Origin of the sequence: Erythrobacter sp. SCSIO 43205 (assembly GCF_019904235.1) — a bacterium.
In the GTDB taxonomy this organism is placed as follows: domain Bacteria; phylum Pseudomonadota; class Alphaproteobacteria; order Sphingomonadales; family Sphingomonadaceae; genus Erythrobacter.
In genome coordinates this window covers 1,006,365-1,024,462 of record NZ_CP063202.1, presented here as the reverse complement: position 1 = coordinate 1,024,462, position 18,098 = coordinate 1,006,365, and the positions used below count along the sequence as shown (strand labels likewise).

The window sequence follows — 18,098 nt, the reverse complement described above, 5'->3', positions numbered from 1 at the left end:
TACCTAACTTAAACCGGCACAAAAAAGGAAGCTGACCAGATGAGGGGGCCATCCGGCCAGCTTCTTCTACTCGCGACCCGCGAGGCTTAGAAGTCGAAACGAACCGAGGCTGCGACCGTGCGACCAGCGATCGAACGAGCGCGTACAATCCCGTTGCCGGGAATCGAGCCCTCTTCTGCCTCGGTGTAGCCGAAGTTGTTGAAGAGGTTGGTTGCGTTCAGCGCCACCTCAACCCGGTCTACCGGACGCACTGCGAAAAACGCATTGACCTGATTATAGCCGGGCAGTTCGAGCTGGTTGCTATCTTGCGTAAAGCTGTCCGTAGTCCCGATCAGATTGGCACCAGCCTTGAAGAAACCGTCGTCATATTGCGCAGTGGCTTGATAGACGAGGTCTGCTTGACGGCGCGGCGTGTTGCCAATGAGCGCTGCGTTGAGTGAGTCCTTGATCTCGGCATCAGTCCAGGTGGCACCCGCCGAAAGCGAGAAATTGCCAATCGAGTATGACCCTTCAAGTTCGACACCATAGGCTTCGTAATCGGTATCTGTCAGAAGCAGCGGCGCAATCTCAACGTTGGTTTCACTGGTTTCAGCAAAGAAGCCGGTCGCGTAGACTGAGAAGCCACCGCCTTGATATTTCAAGCCAAGCTCAAGCTGATCGACATCGGCAATCACGCCGTCATCTCCGCCGGGGAGCCCGCCGTCGAGGGTGCTGACAGCAGGTGAGAGGAGGCTGCGGTCGGCAGTGTGCCGCCCACCTTGGCTGTAGCGCGCAAAAATGCCCAGATCATCAGTCAACAGGTAGTTTGCGCCGAGTGACCATGAGAAATAGCCAAAGTCGTAATTGACCGGAGCAGGGGTGGTAAGTGGCAGAACGCTGGTTTGCGCTTCTGCCGGGCTGATGTTGCCGTCATTGTTGAAGTCAAAGTCTGTGACCGGGCCATCGCCTGTGACCGTACCATTGGCATCGCCATAGTCGTAGCGCACACTCATATCGATAGTCAGCCGATCGAAATCGAGAGCAAGCGAGGCGAACGGCGCATAAGTGCTGTATGCCACATCATAGTTTCGGCGGCAGCAGTTGCCAAAGAAGTTCGCACCATAGCCGACGACGCCGTTATCGGTAACTGTGTTGCCAGCTGCATCGACAATATCGACGAGCACAGACTGGCCATCGCCCTGAACAGTCTGAACATGGGCGGTCCAAAGCCAGTCGGTGTCTACGTCCTGGCGCGACAGATAGAAGCCCGAAGTGAATGTTGCCGAACCGCCACCGAAGTCGAAGTCCTTGGAGATGCGGAAATCGTTTGTGACGTTGTCGAGGCTGTTCAGACGGACATTGAAATTCACGATATTGGCGAGCAACCCATTGCCGCCAATGTCAGCGGCATTGGCAACGCTGCCTGAGTTAGGGCCAGACGCAAAAACAATGCTTGAGCCAGCGCCCCCGATCCCATCAGCGATATCCTGAGCCGCGCCCGCGCTTGCCGGGAAAGGCGAGACGAAGCTGCCCGAGTTGTTGGCGTAACGGAAGCGGTTGGTCAGCGTCCAGCCTGAACCGACGTCAATTTCGGCCTCGACACCGAACGCCTGAGATTCGACAGAAAGGCCGTCTTGGAAGTTGTAAGTTGTCGGGTTGTTGCCGCCATCAAGGGTGGTGATGGTCGTAATGAACGGGCTGTAAAGCGAGTCTGAACGCGGATCAAACCCAGCAATTGCATTGTAATCCGGATTTCCGTCCGTGCCAGTTACAAAAACAGGCTGGGGCAGGATGGTGGGGGTGCTGTCATCAAGGAACTTGGCGTGGAAACGCACATAGCCAACGTCAAACTCTTTGGTAAGGTTCGCTTTTACCTGGCCACCGTCATAGCCGTTGTAGCCGATATCGCGCGGTCCTTCGCCAGTGCGGTAAAAGCCGCCAACGTGGAAATACAGGTCATCAGCGAGTGGGGCACCATAGTCAAAATCAACGCGGTAGGTTTCAAAATCGACGCCTACAGTACCTTGAATTGCGCCGCCTTCGCGCTGTCCGGTTTTCGAGATGAAGTTGATCACGCCGCCCGGTGCGTTCGACGCGAAAGTAGAGGCCGAACCACCACGAACGGCCTCCACGCGAGCCACATTGCGGTCTGCGCGAAGGAAGTTGTCGGCGTTACCAAAGATGATGTCACCGAATTCGAGAACAGGCAGGCCGTCTTCCTGAAGCTGAATGTAGCGTGCACCGCCAGTAGAAACTGGCAGACCGCGAACGGCGATGTTGGCGTTGCCCTCACCACCAGATGCCTCTGAGCGAATACCTGGAATTTGGCGGATAAGATCGGCAGAAGACGGCGGTGCGAGATCTGCGATCTGCTCAGCGCCAACCGAACTTACTGAAACCGAGCTTTCAAGCCGGTTTTGGCCGCGAGCAACTGCCGTAACGATAATCTCATTGTCATCTTCTGCAGTCTCAGCAGCGTTCTGTGCAAACACAGGGGTGGAAAAGGCACTCAGCGCAACGCCAAAGGCCAAAGCGTGACGAAACTTCATAGAAATTCTCTCCTTTGTGCTCGCACCATTTTGCGCGATTCGCAGTAAGGCATAATTTGATTGCAATCGTTTGCAACAACAAAATTGCAAACGATTGCAATCGTGTCCAATCTATGTCACGAAAATACCACATCGCCGATCGCATAACGGCGAGTGAGAGGGAGTTGACCATGCAAGCTGCCGTAAAACCACGGCTTTCGCTGTTGCGAATCATAGAAATGAACATCGGCTTCTTCGGGTTGCAGTTCAGTTTCGGCCTACAGCAAGCCAATATGGGACCAATCTACGGTTTCCTCGGAGCAGACGAAGCGACGATGCCGCTTCTGTGGCTTGCGGGTCCCATGACTGGTCTGATTATCCAACCCATCGTCGGTGCGATGAGCGACCGAACCAATAGCCGCTTTGGACGCCGCACACCTTACTTCCTGATTGGCGCTATAATATGCACGATCAGTCTTTTTCTGATGCCGTACTCATCAACACTCTGGATGGCAGCATCGCTCCTTTGGATCCTTGATGCTGGCAACAACATTACCATGGAGCCCTATCGCGCCTACGTCGCTGACAGGCTCGTGCCAGACCAGCGGTCAATCGGCTTCCTCACCCAGAGTGCCTTCACAGGTCTGGCCCAAACCCTCTCCTATCTCGCTCCGACACTTCTGACGGCGTTTGTTGCGCAAGATGTGCTCGACGACAATGGCATTCCAGTCATCGTCCGTATCGCTTTTATAATCGGAGCGATCCTTTCGATATCGACCATTGTTTGGTCGATCTGGCGCGTGCCCGAATTGCCTATGACCGAGGATGAGAAGGCCGTTTTGGAGAAGAAACCGCTGACGGTAAGGGACACACTCGCTGAAATCGTCGATGCGATCCGCGATATGCCAAAGCCGATGCGCCAGCTCGCCCTTGCCATGCTATGTCAGTGGTATGCGATGTTTGCTTATTGGCAGTACATCACCTTCGCTGTGGGCCGGGCGATTTACGATACCTCTGACCCCTCAAGCGCGGCGTTTCGGGAAGCGACTTTGACCACGCAACAGGCGGGCGCGCTCTACAATTTCATCGCTTTCGTCGGAGCATTGTTGCTGATCCCTATTGTGGCGCGGCTTGGCGCGCGATTTGTCCATGCGGTGTGCTTGACAGCCTCAGGTATTGCGATGTTGCTCATCCCCGAAGTGGAGACCACGCTGGCCCTCTTTGCTCTCATGCTTGGGATCGGTATTGGTTGGGCTGGGATGATGGGTAACACCTATGTGATGCTCGCGGACTCCATCCCGGCAGAGCGCAACGGAATCTACATGGGCATCTTCAATATGTTCATCGTTATTCCCATGCTGTTTCAGACGCTAACCATGCCGCTGATTTACAATCCGGTTCTGGGGGGCGACCCGCGCAATGTCTTGATGCTAGGCGGCGCACTTATGATTGCGGGGGCGATCGCAACCCTCTTTGTCGATGCGGGCCACCGAGTTCCGCGTGAACAAAAAGCGCTGGCAGGCTAAGGAGCATTGATGGCTGATATAGACGCTCAAGAACATTCAGGACGCTCGGTAAGAGTTCGTACTCTTGCGGACCTCGCCAAGATCGCGGGCGTCTCGCCTGGTACAGTCTCGCGCGCGCTTGCAGGCAACAGTCTCGTCAACACGAAGACACGCGAGAAGATCGAAGCGATTGCACGCGAGCATGGCTTCCGGCCGAACCAGATGGCGAGCAAGCTACGCCGTCAAAAGACGGGAGTCATTGGCGTCGCGATTCCGCTCGGTCATGCTGTGCGCCAGCAGATATCGGACACCTTCTTCATGACCCTGCTCGGCCACCTCGCCGACGAACTGACGGAGAAAGGTTACGACCTCATGCTGAGGCGCGTCATTCCCGCTCAGGATGAGGACTGGCTTGATCGGTTCATCGGATCAGGCATGGTCGATGGCGTGATTGTGATCGGCCAGTCAGACCAGTTCGAGCGGATCGAGGAGGTTGCCGATGGCTATCTACCGATGGTTGTTTGGGGCAATCACCAGGAAGGCCAAAGACACTGTGTGGTCGGCACAGACAACCGCTTGGGCGGAAAGCTTGCTGTCGAGAGACTCATCGCGTCGGGCGCTAAAAAACTCGCATTCTTGGGCGACACTCAACCGATCGAGTTTGCTGCACGCTTCGCTGGCGCTAAGGAAGTTGCCGAAAAGATGGGCGTGACGATCCGCGCCCTCCCAACGCACCTGTCGCCCGAGCGAACAGGACAGGAAATCGCAGAGCATTTGCACAAGATAGAAGGCAAGGTCGACGGCATCTTTGCCGCAACCGATACAATCGCGGTAGCTGCCCTCAAAGAACTTCGGGAGCGCGGCATCGATGTGCCGCGCCAACTAAAGGTAATCGGCTTCGATGATCTTCCAATCTCAAGTCAAACTGCGCCACCTCTCACAACAGTAAAGCAAGATATAGCTGCTGGCGCTAAGGGCCTCGTAGACCTTTTGCTGCGTCGCCTTGCAGGGGATGATACAGAAAGTCTTGTCATGCCCCCTCATCTGATCGTTCGCGAAACCGCTTGAGAAATTCGAGTTCGGCGAAGCGGTTCCCAGCGGGGCCTATCACTCCGGCATTTTAGTCCGAATACTCCTTGCGTAACCCGCAAAGCGGACGTTCAGCTTTCGGCCCAGCTCGAGTCGTCACTTTCTGAGGGGATCTGGGGTGGCTTGCTGAACGGCGCTCTTTGGCGCGAAGCAGCTTCAGATCACCTAGATAATAATGCGATTGATTAGCATTTACATTCATCTCTTACTTAGCTAATGGCAAGGCGTGAGCGACGTGAGGTAAATGATGCACACTCAGTTTTCGGTAGGCGCACCGGCCATTTATGTGGCCGTCGGCGTTTCAGTTCCAGAGAATCCGATCGCGACGACCGCGTGAGGCGTTCCACCATCAAGACATGGGTGTGGGTCCATAAGTGGACGAGCTTGGTGTGCACGGCATTCCTGCTGATGCTGTGCGTCACTGGCCTGCCGCTAATCTTCCATGACGAGATTGACTGGCTGACCGAGGAGCAGCCCGCCTTCGGGATGCCCGGAGTTGGTTCGTCAAGCACTGCCGATGGACTGCTATCGCTTGATACCATGCTCGAAACCGCGCTGGCCAATCGGCCAGGCGAAGTGCCGCTGTATATGGCGTTTGATAACGATCAGCCATCAATGACCATCACCACCGGGCCGCGACCTGACTCGCAGGGGTCTGAAATGACAATTCAGTCATTCGACCGATCGACCGGGGATCTGATCGGAGCGGTGTCTGACGACAGCGTCAGCGGTGTGGGCGCGGTAATGCATTTCCTCCTAGAGCTGCACACTGACATGTTTCTCGGCTTGCCAGGGATGCTGTTTCTGGGAGCAATGGGAGCGACCTTCGTCGTCGCGCTGGTATCCGGCGTGGTCCTTTACGCCCCGTTTATGCGCAAGCTGGATTTTGGCACACTGAGGACCTCGCGCAGCGCGCGCACTAAATGGCTCGATTATCACAACCTCCTTGGCATCGTGGCGCTTGCGTGGATGCTCGTGGTTGGTCTGACCGGTGTCATCAACGCACTTGCTGTGCCGATCGAGGATGCTTGGAAGGCCAACGAACTGGCGGCGATGACGCGAGACTATGCCGGGCGCGAAGCACTCGATCCGGCACGTTATGGATCGCTCGACAAAGCGATGGCTGCCGCGCGCGCTCGACTGCCCGGCAACAACCCGCAATTCATCGCCTTTCCAGGTGGCACCTTCAGTTCCAACCACCACTACGCAGTGTTCTTCCAGGGTAACACGCCGCTGACCGAACGCCTTCTGACCCCGGCGCTGATCGATGCCGAGACCGGGGAATTCACGGCAGCCCGGCCGATGCCTTGGTATTATCAGGCGCTGTCGCTCTCTCGCCCGCTACACTTCGGCGACTATGGCGGGTTGCCTTTGAAGCTGCTTTGGGCGGCGTTGACGCTGTTCACGATCCATGTGCTGGGCACGGGCCTCTATTTGTGGCTGGCCAAGCGTCGCGCGAGCACAACCACTCTCGCCCCTGAGCTCGACCATGATCGTAGTGCAGAGCCAGCCGAATGAAACGCTCCCGCCCAGCCAACGCGATCTTTGTCTGGCCGCTGGCGATCTTCATCCTCGGCGTCATAGGGCTTGTTATCGCACTGACCGGCGATGGCTGGCGCGATGCGGCGGCGTGGGCCGCGCTCAGCGCCCCGATCGCCGCGGTAATCTGGGCGATGCGCAATCGCAAAGCCTGACATTCCAGTATTCTCATCCACAAGGACAAACAATCGTGACCAATCTTGCCATCCGTCATCGCCTACTGCTCGCCACTGCGCTGACCATAACCACTTTTGCTTCCCCGGCCGCTGCGCAGGACGCCGCCGATGATGACAACGGCATCATCGTCACCGCCCAGCGCGAGAACCAGTCCGGCGTGGAGCAGGAAGGCAGCGTCGGCGTGCTGGGCGACAAGGATGCCGCCGACGTGCCGTTCAGCATCCGCAGCTACAATGCCGCGCTGATCCTCAACCAGCAGCCGCAGACGCTGGGGCAGGTGCTGGAGAATGACCCAACGATCCGCACCACAACCGGGTTCGGCATCGCCGGAGAGCTGTTCGTGATCCGCGGCTTCTCGCTTGCGGGCGACGATATTGGCTATGGCGGTCTTTACGGCATCACCCCGCGCCAGTTGGTCGCGCCCGAACTCTACCAATCGGTGCAGGTCCTCAATGGCTCCACCGCCTTCCTCAACGGGGCCGCGCCGGGCGGGACCGGGATCGGCGGCAGCGTCAACCTGATCCCCAAGCGCGCGAGCGACGATCCGATCAACCGCGCCACGCTCGGCTACACCGGGCCGGAGCATATCGGCGGCAGCTTCGATTTCGGGCGCCGGCTGGGCAGCAATGGCGAATGGGGTATCCGCATCAACGGCACGGCGCGCGAAGGCGATGTCGCCATCGATGACGAATTTCGCAGCACCTATGTGCTGGGCGCGGGGATCGATTACGATTCGGGGCCGCTGCGCGCCTCGCTCGATCTGGCTTATCAGCGGGTCAAGGTGTCGCACTTCCGGCCCAAGCTGCGGGTCAACTCGCTGAGCGTCATCCCTGAAGAACCCGATGCGGCTGCCAATTACGGCCAGCCCTGGCAGTTCACCACGCTGCGCGACATCTTCGGACAGGCGCGGGTCGAATATGACATCGCCAAGGACGTGATGGTTTATGCCGCCTTTGGTGCGCGGGACGGGTCGGAAGAGGGCATCTACAGCACGCCCACGCTGGTCGATGCCGCCACCGGGGAGATGACGGTCAGCAGCTCATTCATTCCGCGGACCGACAACAATGAGGCTGCGACAGCTGGTCTTCGCGCAAAATTCAACACCGGCGGGATCACGCACGAGGTCAATGCCGGGGGTTCGATCAATTGGCTGATCAGCCGCAATGCCTTTGAGTTTTTTGCCTTGTCAGCGGAGCCTAACAATCTCTACGCGCCTGTCGAAGTGACACCTTCGACGACGGTGACCTTCGCGGCCGGTGATCTTGATGATCCGATGAAGGCTTCCTCCAGTCGGCTCTCAAGCCTGTTCGTGTCCGATACGCTGGGGTTCTGGGATGACCGTATCCTGCTTACCGCTGGCCTCCGGGTGCAGGAAATCCAGTCCGAGACCTTCAACGTCACCACCGGGGATCAGACCGGCGGGTATGAGGAAAGCGCCACCACCCCGGTGATCGGCCTGGTCATCAAGCCTGCGGAAGGGCTCTCGCTCTATGCCAACCGGATCGAGGCGTTGGCCCCGGGCGCCACAGCCCCGGTCAGCGGCACGGATGCCAATGGCAATGTGGTTCCGGTGACCAATGCAGGCGAAGTTCTGCCGCCGTTCGTGTCGGAGCAATACGAGATCGGCGGCAAGCTGGCGCTGGGCGGGATCGACCTGTCGCTCGCGCTGTTCCAGATTGACCGTGAAACGGCGATCCTGCGGCCCGATCCCGATCAGGCCGGTTCGCTCCAATTCGGCCCCTTCGGCATCCAGCGCAACCGCGGAGTGGAGTTCACCATCGCCGGTGAACTGACCGAGGGGCTGCGGCTGATCGCGGGCGGATCGGTGATCGATGCCAAGCTGCGCCGCACCCAGAATGGCGTAAACGAAGGCAATCAGGCGGTGGGCGTGCCCGAATACCTGCTCAACGCCAATGTCGAATGGGATGTGCCCTTCATCCCGGCGCTGACCTTGACGGGGCGCGTGGTGCATACCGGGGAGCAGGCCGCGAACATCGGCAACACGCTGTTCCTTGAAGACTGGACGCGCTTCGATCTGGGCGCACGCTATGTCGCGGTGGTGGGCGGCGCGCCTCTCACCTTCCGCGTAAATCTCGATAACGTGGCGGACGCGGATTACTGGGCATCTGCCTTCGACAGTTTCCGCCCGGACCTCCAGTTGGGCGCACCGCGCACCTTCAAGGCATCCGTGACTTACGACTTTTAGGATGGCGAGGTATTGGGTGAAGTGAGGTTCGTTTCACCCACTCGATCCGGCCTGCGAGAAGGACGCTCCCGGCTTGCTAAGGACGGCAATGGGGTCGGATGCGGAATGACCGCTTCTCTGAGCTAGCCAGCTGAGAGAGACGTTCAGCAATCGGCCCAGGTTAAGCCATTGCTCAATGACTAAAAGTTGGGGTGAAAGCGGACTTTCCGATCAAGATGCTCGACTTCGGTTGAAACCAGTTCGCGCTCCACAAATAAGTCCCTGCTCGCGCCCGCTTGGCGTGGATGGGCAAAACTCTGGCGGAGTGCGGCAAGAGCCTAGGGCAAATTGAGCCTAGCTCAGTTGAATGACTGCTCTATTCAACACCCAATCACGCTTTCGGCCCCTCATCGATTTCTGCGCGATTGTTGCGCTTGGTTATCTGCTGAAGATTGTTCTCGACCAGTTCATCTGGCGTTACAGCGGACCGGTCTCGCTCGGGATTATGTTGTCAGTTATCCTCTTCTATCTGAGATCGATGGGAGAAAGCTGGGCATGGATTGGCCTTGTCAAGATCAAGTCGAGAAGAGGCTTTGTCCTGCTGCCGTTCCAGACATTACTTGCGCTCTTTGCGATCCTGGCGACCGCCTCCGCTCTTAGCCTCGCTGGTGAAGCGCTTGGATTGGACTTCATGAAGCCCGACAATTCCAGAGCTCAAGATCGCTTTGGTGATGTTGCAGGCAATACGCGGCTCTACATTTTCTGGTTGTCGATAGTTTGGTTCGCCGGTCCCGCTGAAGAATTGTACTTTCGAGGTTTCATGATCGGGAAGCTGCGCGAGGCATTGGGTAACTCGACCTGGGCGAGCGCGCTCAGTGTGCTGATACCCGCCCTGATCTTCGGCCTTGGCCATGTCTACTATTTGGGGCTGCGCGGGCTCGTCACTACCGGCGGCATAGCGGTGACTCTGGGCGTTCTCTATATCCTGTATAAGCGCAATATCTGGCCTCTCATGATTGCTCATGGAGCCGCCAACACTCTTACTTTCACGGTGGTCTACCTTCAGCTGGAAGCCTAACTTGCGGTCACTGGCGCAGTTGGTAGGTTGCCCCCAATCAGTGGGGCATGCAATGAGCGAGATCACATCTCTCTACGTTCACAAGGTTCTCTCCCATGTTGGTGGAGGCGTTGAGACACGAGACCTGCTGGAGAGCATGGGCGTCCCGACCGATGGAACAATAGACCCCAAGCTGATGGTTGCAGCCGATCAGTTCTATGATTTCTTTGCAACCTTGGCGCAGCGCGATCCTGACGGATTGACTTTGCCTCTTCGCATTGGCGCCACGATGAAGAGTGATGAGTACGGTGCTTTTGGCCTTGCATGGAAATCTGCACCGAACTTGCGCGGATCGTTTGTGAGATCGGCGCGCTACGGCCACGTGCTCGGCAACGCAGAAACCTATAGCCTTGAGCAAGGCAAGGATGGCTGGTTCTTCAGCCTGGATAAGGCAGGCAATGCTGGGCCAGGTATGCTTCTTTCAAACGAGGCCAGCATGTCCTCGGTAATGACCATATGCCAAGAAGTTGCTTCTCAGCCCTTTCAGCAGCTCGGTGTCTTCTTCAAGCATGGCGCGCGCGGTGACCCCGCCGTCTATGAGAAGCACTTTAACTGCCCAGTTCATTTTAACTCTGGACGCGACGCATTGCTTGTTAGCGATGAAAGCCTTGTTGTGCCCAACAAGCTTGGTGATGAGACCATTGCCCAGTTCTTTGACCAACATCTCGAAGCAGAGCTTGCAAAGCATGCAGAGCCAGAAAGCCTTGATAAGCGAGTGCGCATGGTGGTCGCTAAAATGCTGAGCGAAGGTGTGCCAACCCTTTCAACCGTCGCAGGATCGCTTGGAATGAGCGCGCGCACCTTGCAACGAAGGCTCTCAGATCAGGAAAAGTCCTTTCAAAGCCTCGTGGATCAGGCGCGCAGAGAGCTCTCCCAACAACTGCTTCGTGAGACAAATTATAGCCTTGCAGAGATAGCCTTTCTCACCGGTTTTGCCGAACAAAGCGGCTTTACTCGAGCTTTCAAGCGTTGGGCGGGCGAAACGCCCCGCTCTTATCGTTTGGCGTCGCCAAAAGACGGCTGACGTCATTTGCACAAACCTTGTCGCCCTTGGGCAAGAGACGCTGAAGCCTCTCACCTACCCAATGCTTGTCTCCAACCAAAAGGAACAAGCACATGGCTACTCAAACCGACAATGCACCGATCACTTTGGTAATTGGTGGGACCGGCAAGACCGGAAAGAGAGTTGCAGACCGCCTGATCAAAAAGGGCCACGAAGTCCGCATTGGCTCTCGTTCTTCCATTACCTCGTTCGACTGGGACAACGAAGCGAGCTGGGATGCAGCGATTGATGGCGTCTCGAACATCTACATCACCTACTCGCCAGACCTGGCCATGCCAGGGGCAAAAGATGCGATCAGCGCTTTGGTCCGGCGCGCCAAGTTGAACGGCGTCAAGCGCCTCGTTCTGTTATCGGGCCGTGGCGAACAGGAAGCTCAGGACTGCGAGCAGATTGTGGCGCAAGGCGGCCTTGAGTGGACCGTTGTCCGCGCGAGCTGGTTCAGCCAGAATTTCTCCGAAGGTGCCTTTATCGACATGGTGCTTGGCGGAGCGATCACTCTTCCGGCTGGCCACACGCCAGAACCATTTGTAGATGTCGATGACATCGCCGATGTCGCGGTCGCTGCGCTCAGCGAAGACGGACACGATGGCGAGATTTACGAAGTCACAGGCCCAAGGCTGATGACCATGGCTGATATAGCAGCAGACCTCTCTGCTGCGACGGGGCGGGAAATTACCTTCGTCGATGTGCCGCATGACGCTTTTGTCGAAGAGCTCACCAAATCTGGCGCCCCCAAAGACGTTATCTGGATGCTCGACTATCTGTTCTCGACGGTCCTCGATGGTCGCAATGCGCACCTGACAGACGGGGTTGAGCGTGCGCTTGGCCGCTCACCCAAAGACTTTGCCGATTACGCCCGCGACGTTGCCGCAACCGGAGTGTGGGCAACAGCGGCCTGATCTGGCTGTTCGGAGGCAACCCGGTCGAACTGCCGGACGAGACCTTCCGAAAAAACCAATGAAAGGACACCCAAACCTTGACCTATGACTGGCCCCTATATTTCACCCTCTTCCTAGCGCTTTGGAGCGCGATTGTCGGAGGCAATTTCTCGGCATTCTCGGAATTCATCATGTCGGCCCTCAAAAAGACTGAGCCAGCTGGCGGCATCGAGGCGATGCAGAATATCAATCGTGACGTGATCAAAACTCAGTTTGTCGCCGGCATCCTCTCGATCGCCGCCTTCTCGGCCATCTTTGCGGTCTACAGTCTGTTTGTGTTCGAAGGTGCGGCGCTCGTGACGCTTATCCTGGCGTCCCTGGTTTTTCTGGCCAGCGTCTTTCTGGTGACGATGTTGGGCAATGTTCCGATGAACGACGCGCTTGCTCGCCTCGATCACGACAGTCTCGATGCCCGAATCTACTGGGAGAAGTACACCCGGACATGGACACTGCTCAATCATGCACGGTCCTTCGGCAGCATTCTGACTTCCGGGCTCTATATCATCGCTGCGATCACCCTGATCACCAGCAGCCAGGTTTGACGCCATCCAAGGCGCTGGAGGACATTATGCAGATCAAGCTCCCCCTTCTTGCCGCTGCCGCGGTTGTGGCATTGGCTTCTCCGCTCGCCGCACAAGACCCATTGGAAGCAGTCATCGACACCAGCGATGCAGACCGGTTTGCGGCCTTGTTTCTCGAGACTGAGGAGCAGCCCAACCGAGAGCAGATCGAAGCCAATTACCTGTCTCAAGCAGGAGAGGGTCTTGCCCTCATGCAGACCACTCGCTCTGGAACAGCTGAGGCTCTCTCCGATGCTATCACAAGGTCTCCGGCCACTTATCGTGACGCCATTCAAAGGTGTCTGCCCATCGCGAAGAGTATGGAGCCTGACTTAAGGGCGACATATCTGGCACTATCGGGACTATTTCCCGATGAAACCTTGCCTCGTGTCGAGGTCGTCATCGGGGCTGGAACTTCTGCCGGAATCGCTTCGCCAAACGTTCAAGTGATCGGGCTTGAAACTTTGTGCGCTGCAAGCCCAACGGAGGCAGAGTTTAGAAGTGCACTCAGATATTTCTTCGCGCATGAACCGGTTCATTCCCTCCAGCCGCCGTTAGACGAGACCACGTTGGGGAACGAACCTCTGCTTATCCTGTCATTGCATGAAGGCGTTGCAGACATGATCGCGGCCTTGGTCTTGGGACGCGTTCCCGATGTCGAACGTGATGCTTGGGCCATGGCTCGTAAGGATGCGCTTTTCCGGCAGTTTCATGCGGACCGGCAAGTGCTTCGTGCAAGCGTCGCGCGCGGCGAAACATTGGCCACTTTCTCTCCCGAAGCGCGCTCAGCCCTTGGCCGCTGGTTCTTCAACCACAACCGGGTCGCAGAGGATTGGCGCAGCGATCTTGGATACTGGATCGGCCGCCAGATGGCCTTGGCATATGTCGATCACGCGCCGGACAAACGAAAGGCCATCGAGGAACTTGTCCAAGGAATTGATCCAATGACTGTTCTGCAAGCCTCCGGCCTATCGGACCCTAACGAATTTGGAGGGCAGTGAGATGCGGACCACTCTAATGCATATTGGCGCAGCCATTGGTTGTTGCACGTTGTGGGGCGCTGCCGTCTTCGCAGGCCTCGATCAAGGCTGGGGAGATTCTGCGCTCGCCGAAAGTGGAGATGCCATCGAATTTGCACGGGCCGCGCAATCCATCGCCGAGGACAAAAACATCGGCAATGTAAGCTTTGTCTTGATTGAGGGTGGCGAGACCGCCTCCAAATTTCACCTGTCCAACGGTGATGCGGTCGACGCTCAGTCAGTCTTCCAGGTAGCCTCGCTCGGCAAATGGCTGACGGCTTGGGGTGTCATGGCCCTGTTCGAAGAGGGACAGCTTGACCTCGATGCGCCGGTCTCGGACTATCTCTCGCGCTGGACACTCCCGGCTTCGGATTTTGATGCATCAGGCGTTACAGTGAGGCGTTTGCTGAGCCACACAGCCGGTCTTAGCGACGGTCTTGGTTATGACGGGTTCGATGCAGCGCAGGATCGCCAATCTCTAGAGGCTTCGCTGACTAAGGCTGTGGATGCATCTCCCGGCAATGATGGGAGAACTCTTCTTGGTAGCGAGCCTGGCTCAGGCTTCGCTTACTCGGGAGGCGGCTACACCTTGCTTCAACTCCTGATCGAAGAGGTCTCTGGTAAGTCGTTCGCTGAATACATGGATGACAAGGTCTTTGTCCCTCTGGGTATGGAGAGAACGACGTTTGATCATGCCAGAGCGCTGGAGCTTGGGCTGGCAGAGAATTTCAGACCCGACGGCACAGCCGAGCCATTCCGTTGGTATACAGCATTGGCCGCCACGTCCTTGTTCACCACATCTGAAGACCTCGGCAAGTTTCTGATGGCGCAGGCTTCGGACGGGGCGAACCCGGTTCTCTCATCCTCGACCATGAACCTCCTGAATCAGCCTCACGCCTCTGAAATGGGTGCAGAAATATGGGGACTTGGCACGATGCTCTACGCGTCCAACAATGCGGGTGGACATATCATTGGCCATGACGGCAGCAACGAACCTGCCATCAACACAGCCGCGCGGCTGGACCCGGCTAGGGGAGATGGAATTGTCGTTCTCTCGACCGGCAATCCGATGCTTGCGACCGAATTGGCTGGCGAATGGGTGTTCTGGAAAACCGGTAACGTAGATAGCCTGACATTCGCGTCGCGGCTGCCGACAGCGCTTGCGGCGTTTGCTGGTGGAGTGCTCATCATCCTGACTGGCGCGGGCTTGAGCCTGTGGCTTCGTAAACGCCGTGTCTCACCGCGCCAAAAGGAAGGGTAGCCCCCGTGTCACAGAGTCAAGAAGGTCCCGATGAAAACGTGTATCGACGGCAGACCAAAGAGCGACTCATCGCCTTTCGCGACTTGGCACTGGTCGTGGCGATGATGGTTGCCGTCAAACAATCATTGCTTCCCATCACCCAACTCTACGCGGGGCCTGCGTCAACGCTCAGCGCCATGATTTTGGCCACAATACTGCTTCGGCGTCGAGGGCGTAGCTGGGGCGATCTTGGCTTTCGCTGGCCCGAAAGCTGGAGCAAGACGCTTGGCCTAACCGTATTGACCATGGCCTTCTTCATAGTCTGCACACAGCTTATGGTCCTGTTGGCTGACCAGTTCTTTGAAGACATCGGAACAAGCGATCGCTTCTCTCACATTAAGGGCGATTTGGTCGCCTACGCTCTGATCATGTTCTTGGTGTGGACGCATGGATCATTCTTCGAAGAGCTTTTGTTTCGAGCTTTTATCATAAGCAACGCAAGTGAAAGTCTGGGTGGCGGTCTGCGTGGGGACATTATCGCCCTGCTTATTTCGTCTGCCTTCTTCGGCTACCGTCACGCCTATTATCAAGGTTGGCATGGCGCACTTGTCACCGGTGCAGGAGGGTTTGCCTTTGGCGTGTTCTATCTGTGGTTTGGAAAGCGTAATATCATGCCGCTGATCTTGGCACATGGCACGTTCAATACCTTGGGCCAGACGTTCAGGTATCTCGGCATAGAGGACTAAACGCGCTGTTCGCTCCGAGAACCCCAAGGGTTCCGCTGCGCTCTTCAAACGCTCAATTGGCGCGAGATGCCAAAAGTCTGGCGGGGTCCGGCAAGCGCCCCGCTCTCGGCGAGCCTACTCTTTAGGCACTAAGTCGAACGGAGAACTGAGAATGCAACGCCAAGCAACAACCGCAATTAAGCCAACTGTCGATCATAACCAGCACGTGCCGGATTCCACTCTCGCCCCAATTGCAGGCAAGCCCCTTTCAATCCGGTCCGGTTTTAAAGCGCTCAGTTTCAAGCACGCCATGTTTGGAGGTCTGATGGACCCGCTGGTGATGGTCGATCACTACACCATGACCGAGCCAACATTCGGCGTGCATCCCCATGCGGGAATGTCAGCGGTCACCGTCCTGTTCGAGGACAGCAAAGGCGCCTTCAATAACCGGGATTCGCTTGGCAACGACATCGATCTCATGCCAGGCGATCTTTACTGGCTTAAGGCTGGCAGCGGAGCCGTCCATGACGAAAAGCCGGTTTCTGGTGCTACCGCTCACGGCCTGCAAATGTTTGTAAATCTACCCACTCGCATGAAGCATGACGCACCGCAGGCACTGCATGTCAAAGCTAGCGATATGCCAGTGATCGAAAGCCAGGGGGCAAAGGTCCGTCTTGTCCTCGGCGAAAGCAAGGGGATCCGAGGTGCCAGCTCCCCGGCGTTGCCGATGACGATCCTCGACGTGAAGATCGATGCGGGCAGTCACATTGAGCACAATGTTGCCCAAGGTCACTCGCAATGGATCTACACAGTGCGTGGACGCTGTGAAACTGTTGTTGAGAATGATCGTGTCACGATCACTGAGGGACATGCTTTGGCGATCAAGGCGTCGCGAAAGGCCGAGGAACTGACTGTCCGAGCGTCTGTCGATAGCCATGTCGTCATCGTGACGGGCGAACCCAACGCGGAAAGCTTCGTTCAGCGCGGGCCATTCGTGATGAGCACTCAGGCCGAGATTGCAGAAGTCGAAGCGGCCTATCGATCTGGGCGTTTGGGGCGGCTGGACGACTAATCGATAGGTTGGCAAAAAATTTTCCGGCGGCCGACACTATGAGAAGTCCGAAATTGGGTCGGAAGCGGAATGTCCGCTTCTCGACTTGAATTGGAATAAGCAGACTTTGCCCTATTGAGCCAACGCTACGCCACTGCATCGAGTCCGTTGCGCTGGATGATCGAAAGGAGTCGCAAGGCTGGACCTCCCGGCTTCTTCGCTCCGCGTTCCCAGTCGGAAACGAGGTTCTTCGACACATTGAGATAGCGCGCGAACACCGGCTGCGAGACATGCTCTGCCTCGCGTATAGCCTTGATCTCATCCGGGGTCAGAACTGGCGCAGGCGCAAGGCAGGCTTCATCGAACTCGCGCATGGTGCGCTTGTCGATGTTCCCCGCGTCGGACAAGCCTTCCATCATTTCGTGGACGGCAGCCATTGCCTCGCTTTTGTAGGTCTTTGCCTTAGCCTCGCTCATCGTCTTTCACCTCGACCAATCGGCCTGCTTCAACTTCCGGTTTGATCTGGTCATCGCCCGGCTCCAGCATGATGCTGGCAGCCTTGCGATAGACCTTCAGTTCCGCCGCACTCAGGTTCGCCCCTTCGACAAGCTCAGGACAGGCTTGTCGTTCTTGGCGAAGGCAAACACGAATATGGCCCGCTCGCCTGAGCGGAAAATCAGGATCGAGCGATAACCGCCCGACCTGCCTCCACCCTGGCGTGCGATGCGCTGCTTGATAAGGCCGTTGCCAAGGTCGGCATCGATCAGGCCGGTTTCGGCCCGATGCACGGCATCAGCAAGCGTGGCATCGCTGCTCTTTTCCTTTGCCGCAAACTTAACCAACCAGCGGTTGGCGTAAATGCGAATGCGCGATTTCTGTCTTGCAGCAACGGCCCACTATCATACTTAGTGTTACCGATAAATGGATATCAGCCACTCATGCTCTGTTCGATAAGATCGCCTACCCGCTGCGCTGCCTCGATGACACGTCCGTCGTCAAGATGAGCATAACGAGGGGTCGTGCGAACATCTGCACGGACAAGCAGCTTACCGTTCATCGGCAGAGTTTCTTTGTTTATCGCCGCGTGGCTTGCGAACGTGTAACGCAAATCGTGTAGTCGCGCATCAGTGAGACCTATTTTCTCGTCGACCGCATTCCAATAAAATGTGACATCGCTCAAGGGCGTTCTGAGATTATAGTTCCAAAACAGCTGGGGTATCTTGTTTGTGCGCGTCAAAGCTGCAATCACAGTCCTTGCTGCCGACACAAGCCAAACTGTTCGGAGACCTGTCTTGCTGTCACGAAGAAGCAGGCGATTACCTTTGACATCGCGCCATTCGAGCAAGAGTATCCCATTCTTGCGGCAAGCAGTTAGGATCCAGA

The 18,098-nt window shown here is 56.9% G+C and carries 17 protein-coding genes; 13 read left to right on the top strand and 4 right to left on the bottom strand.

Annotated features, from left to right (window positions below; genetic code table 11):
• Positions 1 to 86: 86 nt before the first annotated feature.
• On the bottom strand, positions 87 to 2,528 hold the full coding sequence (locus tag INR77_RS04820; protein WP_223072805.1) for a TonB-dependent receptor domain-containing protein: 2,442 nt from the start codon (positions 2,526 to 2,528) through the stop codon (positions 87 to 89).
• A gap of 170 nt (positions 2,529 to 2,698) precedes the next feature.
• On the opposite strand from INR77_RS04820, the gene INR77_RS04815 reads away from it, so the two are divergent.
• The 13 genes from INR77_RS04815 to INR77_RS04755 all read left to right on the top strand — a co-directional run bounded on the left by INR77_RS04815 (position 2,699) and on the right by INR77_RS04755 (position 16,736).
• Positions 2,699 to 4,033, top strand: a complete 1,335-nt coding sequence (locus INR77_RS04815; protein WP_223073414.1) for an MFS transporter — start codon at positions 2,699 to 2,701, stop codon at positions 4,031 to 4,033.
• A 9-nt stretch (positions 4,034 to 4,042) separates the two neighbouring features.
• The gene (locus tag INR77_RS04810) at positions 4,043 to 5,080 is read left to right on the top strand and encodes a LacI family DNA-binding transcriptional regulator (protein ID WP_223072804.1); all 1,038 of its coding nucleotides are present in this window, start codon (positions 4,043 to 4,045) and stop codon (positions 5,078 to 5,080) included.
• Positions 5,081 to 5,434: 354 nt separating this feature from the next.
• Positions 5,435 to 6,619, top strand: a complete 1,185-nt coding sequence (locus tag INR77_RS04805; protein ID WP_223072803.1) for a PepSY domain-containing protein — start codon at positions 5,435 to 5,437, stop codon at positions 6,617 to 6,619.
• Positions 6,616 to 6,795 carry a hypothetical protein gene (locus INR77_RS04800; RefSeq protein WP_223072802.1) on the top strand — a complete coding sequence of 60 codons (180 nt, stop codon included), beginning with the start codon at positions 6,616 to 6,618 and terminating at the stop codon, positions 6,793 to 6,795. The genes INR77_RS04805 and INR77_RS04800 overlap by 4 nt, the downstream gene beginning before the upstream one ends.
• Positions 6,796 to 6,830: 35 nt before the next feature.
• Positions 6,831 to 9,023, top strand: coding sequence for a TonB-dependent siderophore receptor (locus tag INR77_RS04795; RefSeq protein WP_255573941.1), 2,193 nt, complete (start codon positions 6,831 to 6,833; stop codon positions 9,021 to 9,023).
• 346 nt (positions 9,024 to 9,369) lie between these two features.
• Positions 9,370 to 10,080 (top strand): CPBP family intramembrane glutamic endopeptidase, encoded by a 711-nt coding sequence (locus tag INR77_RS04790; RefSeq protein ID WP_223072801.1) that lies wholly within the window; start codon positions 9,370 to 9,372, stop codon positions 10,078 to 10,080.
• Complete coding sequence (locus INR77_RS04785; protein ID WP_223072800.1) at positions 10,025 to 11,143, top strand: AraC family transcriptional regulator; 1,119 nt, start codon at positions 10,025 to 10,027, stop codon at positions 11,141 to 11,143. The genes INR77_RS04790 and INR77_RS04785 overlap by 56 nt, the downstream gene beginning before the upstream one ends.
• A 92-nt stretch (positions 11,144 to 11,235) precedes the next feature.
• On the top strand, positions 11,236 to 12,081 hold the full coding sequence (locus tag INR77_RS04780) for an NAD(P)H-binding protein (RefSeq protein WP_223072799.1): 846 nt from the start codon (positions 11,236 to 11,238) through the stop codon (positions 12,079 to 12,081).
• A 77-nt stretch (positions 12,082 to 12,158) separates the two neighbouring features.
• Positions 12,159 to 12,662: a DUF1772 domain-containing protein gene (locus tag INR77_RS04775; RefSeq protein ID WP_223072798.1), complete on the top strand. Its 504-nt coding sequence runs from the start codon at positions 12,159 to 12,161 to the stop codon at positions 12,660 to 12,662.
• Positions 12,663 to 12,688: 26 nt separating this feature from the next.
• Entirely contained in the window at positions 12,689 to 13,681 is a 993-nt protein-coding gene (locus INR77_RS04770) for a hypothetical protein (protein WP_223072797.1), read from the top strand.
• A gap of 1 nt (position 13,682) precedes the next feature.
• Positions 13,683 to 14,960 carry a serine hydrolase gene (locus tag INR77_RS04765; protein WP_223072796.1) on the top strand — a complete coding sequence of 426 codons (1,278 nt, stop codon included), beginning with the start codon at positions 13,683 to 13,685 and terminating at the stop codon, positions 14,958 to 14,960.
• A 5-nt stretch (positions 14,961 to 14,965) separates the two neighbouring features.
• Positions 14,966 to 15,685, top strand: a complete 720-nt coding sequence (locus INR77_RS04760) for a CPBP family intramembrane glutamic endopeptidase (protein WP_223072795.1) — start codon at positions 14,966 to 14,968, stop codon at positions 15,683 to 15,685.
• A 151-nt stretch (positions 15,686 to 15,836) separates the two neighbouring features.
• The gene (locus tag INR77_RS04755; protein WP_223072794.1) at positions 15,837 to 16,736 is read left to right on the top strand and encodes a pirin family protein; all 900 of its coding nucleotides are present in this window, start codon (positions 15,837 to 15,839) and stop codon (positions 16,734 to 16,736) included.
• A 125-nt stretch (positions 16,737 to 16,861) separates the two neighbouring features.
• Here INR77_RS04755 and INR77_RS04750 read toward each other — a convergent pair whose 3' ends face one another.
• The 3 genes from INR77_RS04750 to INR77_RS15860 all read right to left on the bottom strand — a co-directional run bounded on the left by INR77_RS04750 (position 16,862) and on the right by INR77_RS15860 (position 17,772).
• The gene (locus INR77_RS04750) at positions 16,862 to 17,191 is read right to left on the bottom strand and encodes a DNA-binding transcriptional regulator (RefSeq protein WP_223072793.1); all 330 of its coding nucleotides are present in this window, start codon (positions 17,189 to 17,191) and stop codon (positions 16,862 to 16,864) included.
• Between the two features lie 111 nt (positions 17,192 to 17,302).
• Positions 17,303 to 17,557 carry a type II toxin-antitoxin system RelE/ParE family toxin gene (locus INR77_RS15865; RefSeq protein WP_255573940.1) on the bottom strand — a complete coding sequence of 85 codons (255 nt, stop codon included), beginning with the start codon at positions 17,555 to 17,557 and terminating at the stop codon, positions 17,303 to 17,305.
• A gap of 86 nt (positions 17,558 to 17,643) precedes the next feature.
• Positions 17,644 to 17,772: a hypothetical protein gene (locus INR77_RS15860; protein WP_255573939.1), complete on the bottom strand. Its 129-nt coding sequence runs from the start codon at positions 17,770 to 17,772 to the stop codon at positions 17,644 to 17,646.
• Between the last annotated feature and the right edge of the window lie 326 nt (positions 17,773 to 18,098).

Bases quoted from the DNA above. Each gene is read 5' to 3' on its own strand.
- INR77_RS04820 (WP_223072805.1), bottom strand. From the start codon at position 2,528: ATGAAGTTTCGTCACGCTTTGGCCTTTGGCGTTGCGCTGAGTGCCTTT.
- INR77_RS04815 (WP_223073414.1), top strand. From the start codon at position 2,699: ATGCAAGCTGCCGTAAAACCACGGCTTTCGCTGTTGCGAATCATAGAA.
- INR77_RS04810 (WP_223072804.1), top strand. From the start codon at position 4,043: ATGGCTGATATAGACGCTCAAGAACATTCAGGACGCTCGGTAAGAGTT.
- INR77_RS04800 (WP_223072802.1), top strand. From the start codon at position 6,616: ATGAAACGCTCCCGCCCAGCCAACGCGATCTTTGTCTGGCCGCTGGCG.
- INR77_RS04790 (WP_223072801.1), top strand. From the start codon at position 9,370: ATGACTGCTCTATTCAACACCCAATCACGCTTTCGGCCCCTCATCGAT.
- INR77_RS04785 (WP_223072800.1), top strand. From the start codon at position 10,025: ATGGAGCCGCCAACACTCTTACTTTCACGGTGGTCTACCTTCAGCTGG.
- INR77_RS04780 (WP_223072799.1), top strand. From the start codon at position 11,236: ATGGCTACTCAAACCGACAATGCACCGATCACTTTGGTAATTGGTGGG.
- INR77_RS04770 (WP_223072797.1), top strand. From the start codon at position 12,689: ATGCAGATCAAGCTCCCCCTTCTTGCCGCTGCCGCGGTTGTGGCATTG.
- INR77_RS04765 (WP_223072796.1), top strand. From the start codon at position 13,683: ATGCGGACCACTCTAATGCATATTGGCGCAGCCATTGGTTGTTGCACG.
- INR77_RS04755 (WP_223072794.1), top strand. From the start codon at position 15,837: ATGCAACGCCAAGCAACAACCGCAATTAAGCCAACTGTCGATCATAAC.
- INR77_RS04750 (WP_223072793.1), bottom strand. From the start codon at position 17,191: ATGAGCGAGGCTAAGGCAAAGACCTACAAAAGCGAGGCAATGGCTGCC.
- INR77_RS15860 (WP_255573939.1), bottom strand. From the start codon at position 17,772: ATGAACGGTAAGCTGCTTGTCCGTGCAGATGTTCGCACGACCCCTCGT.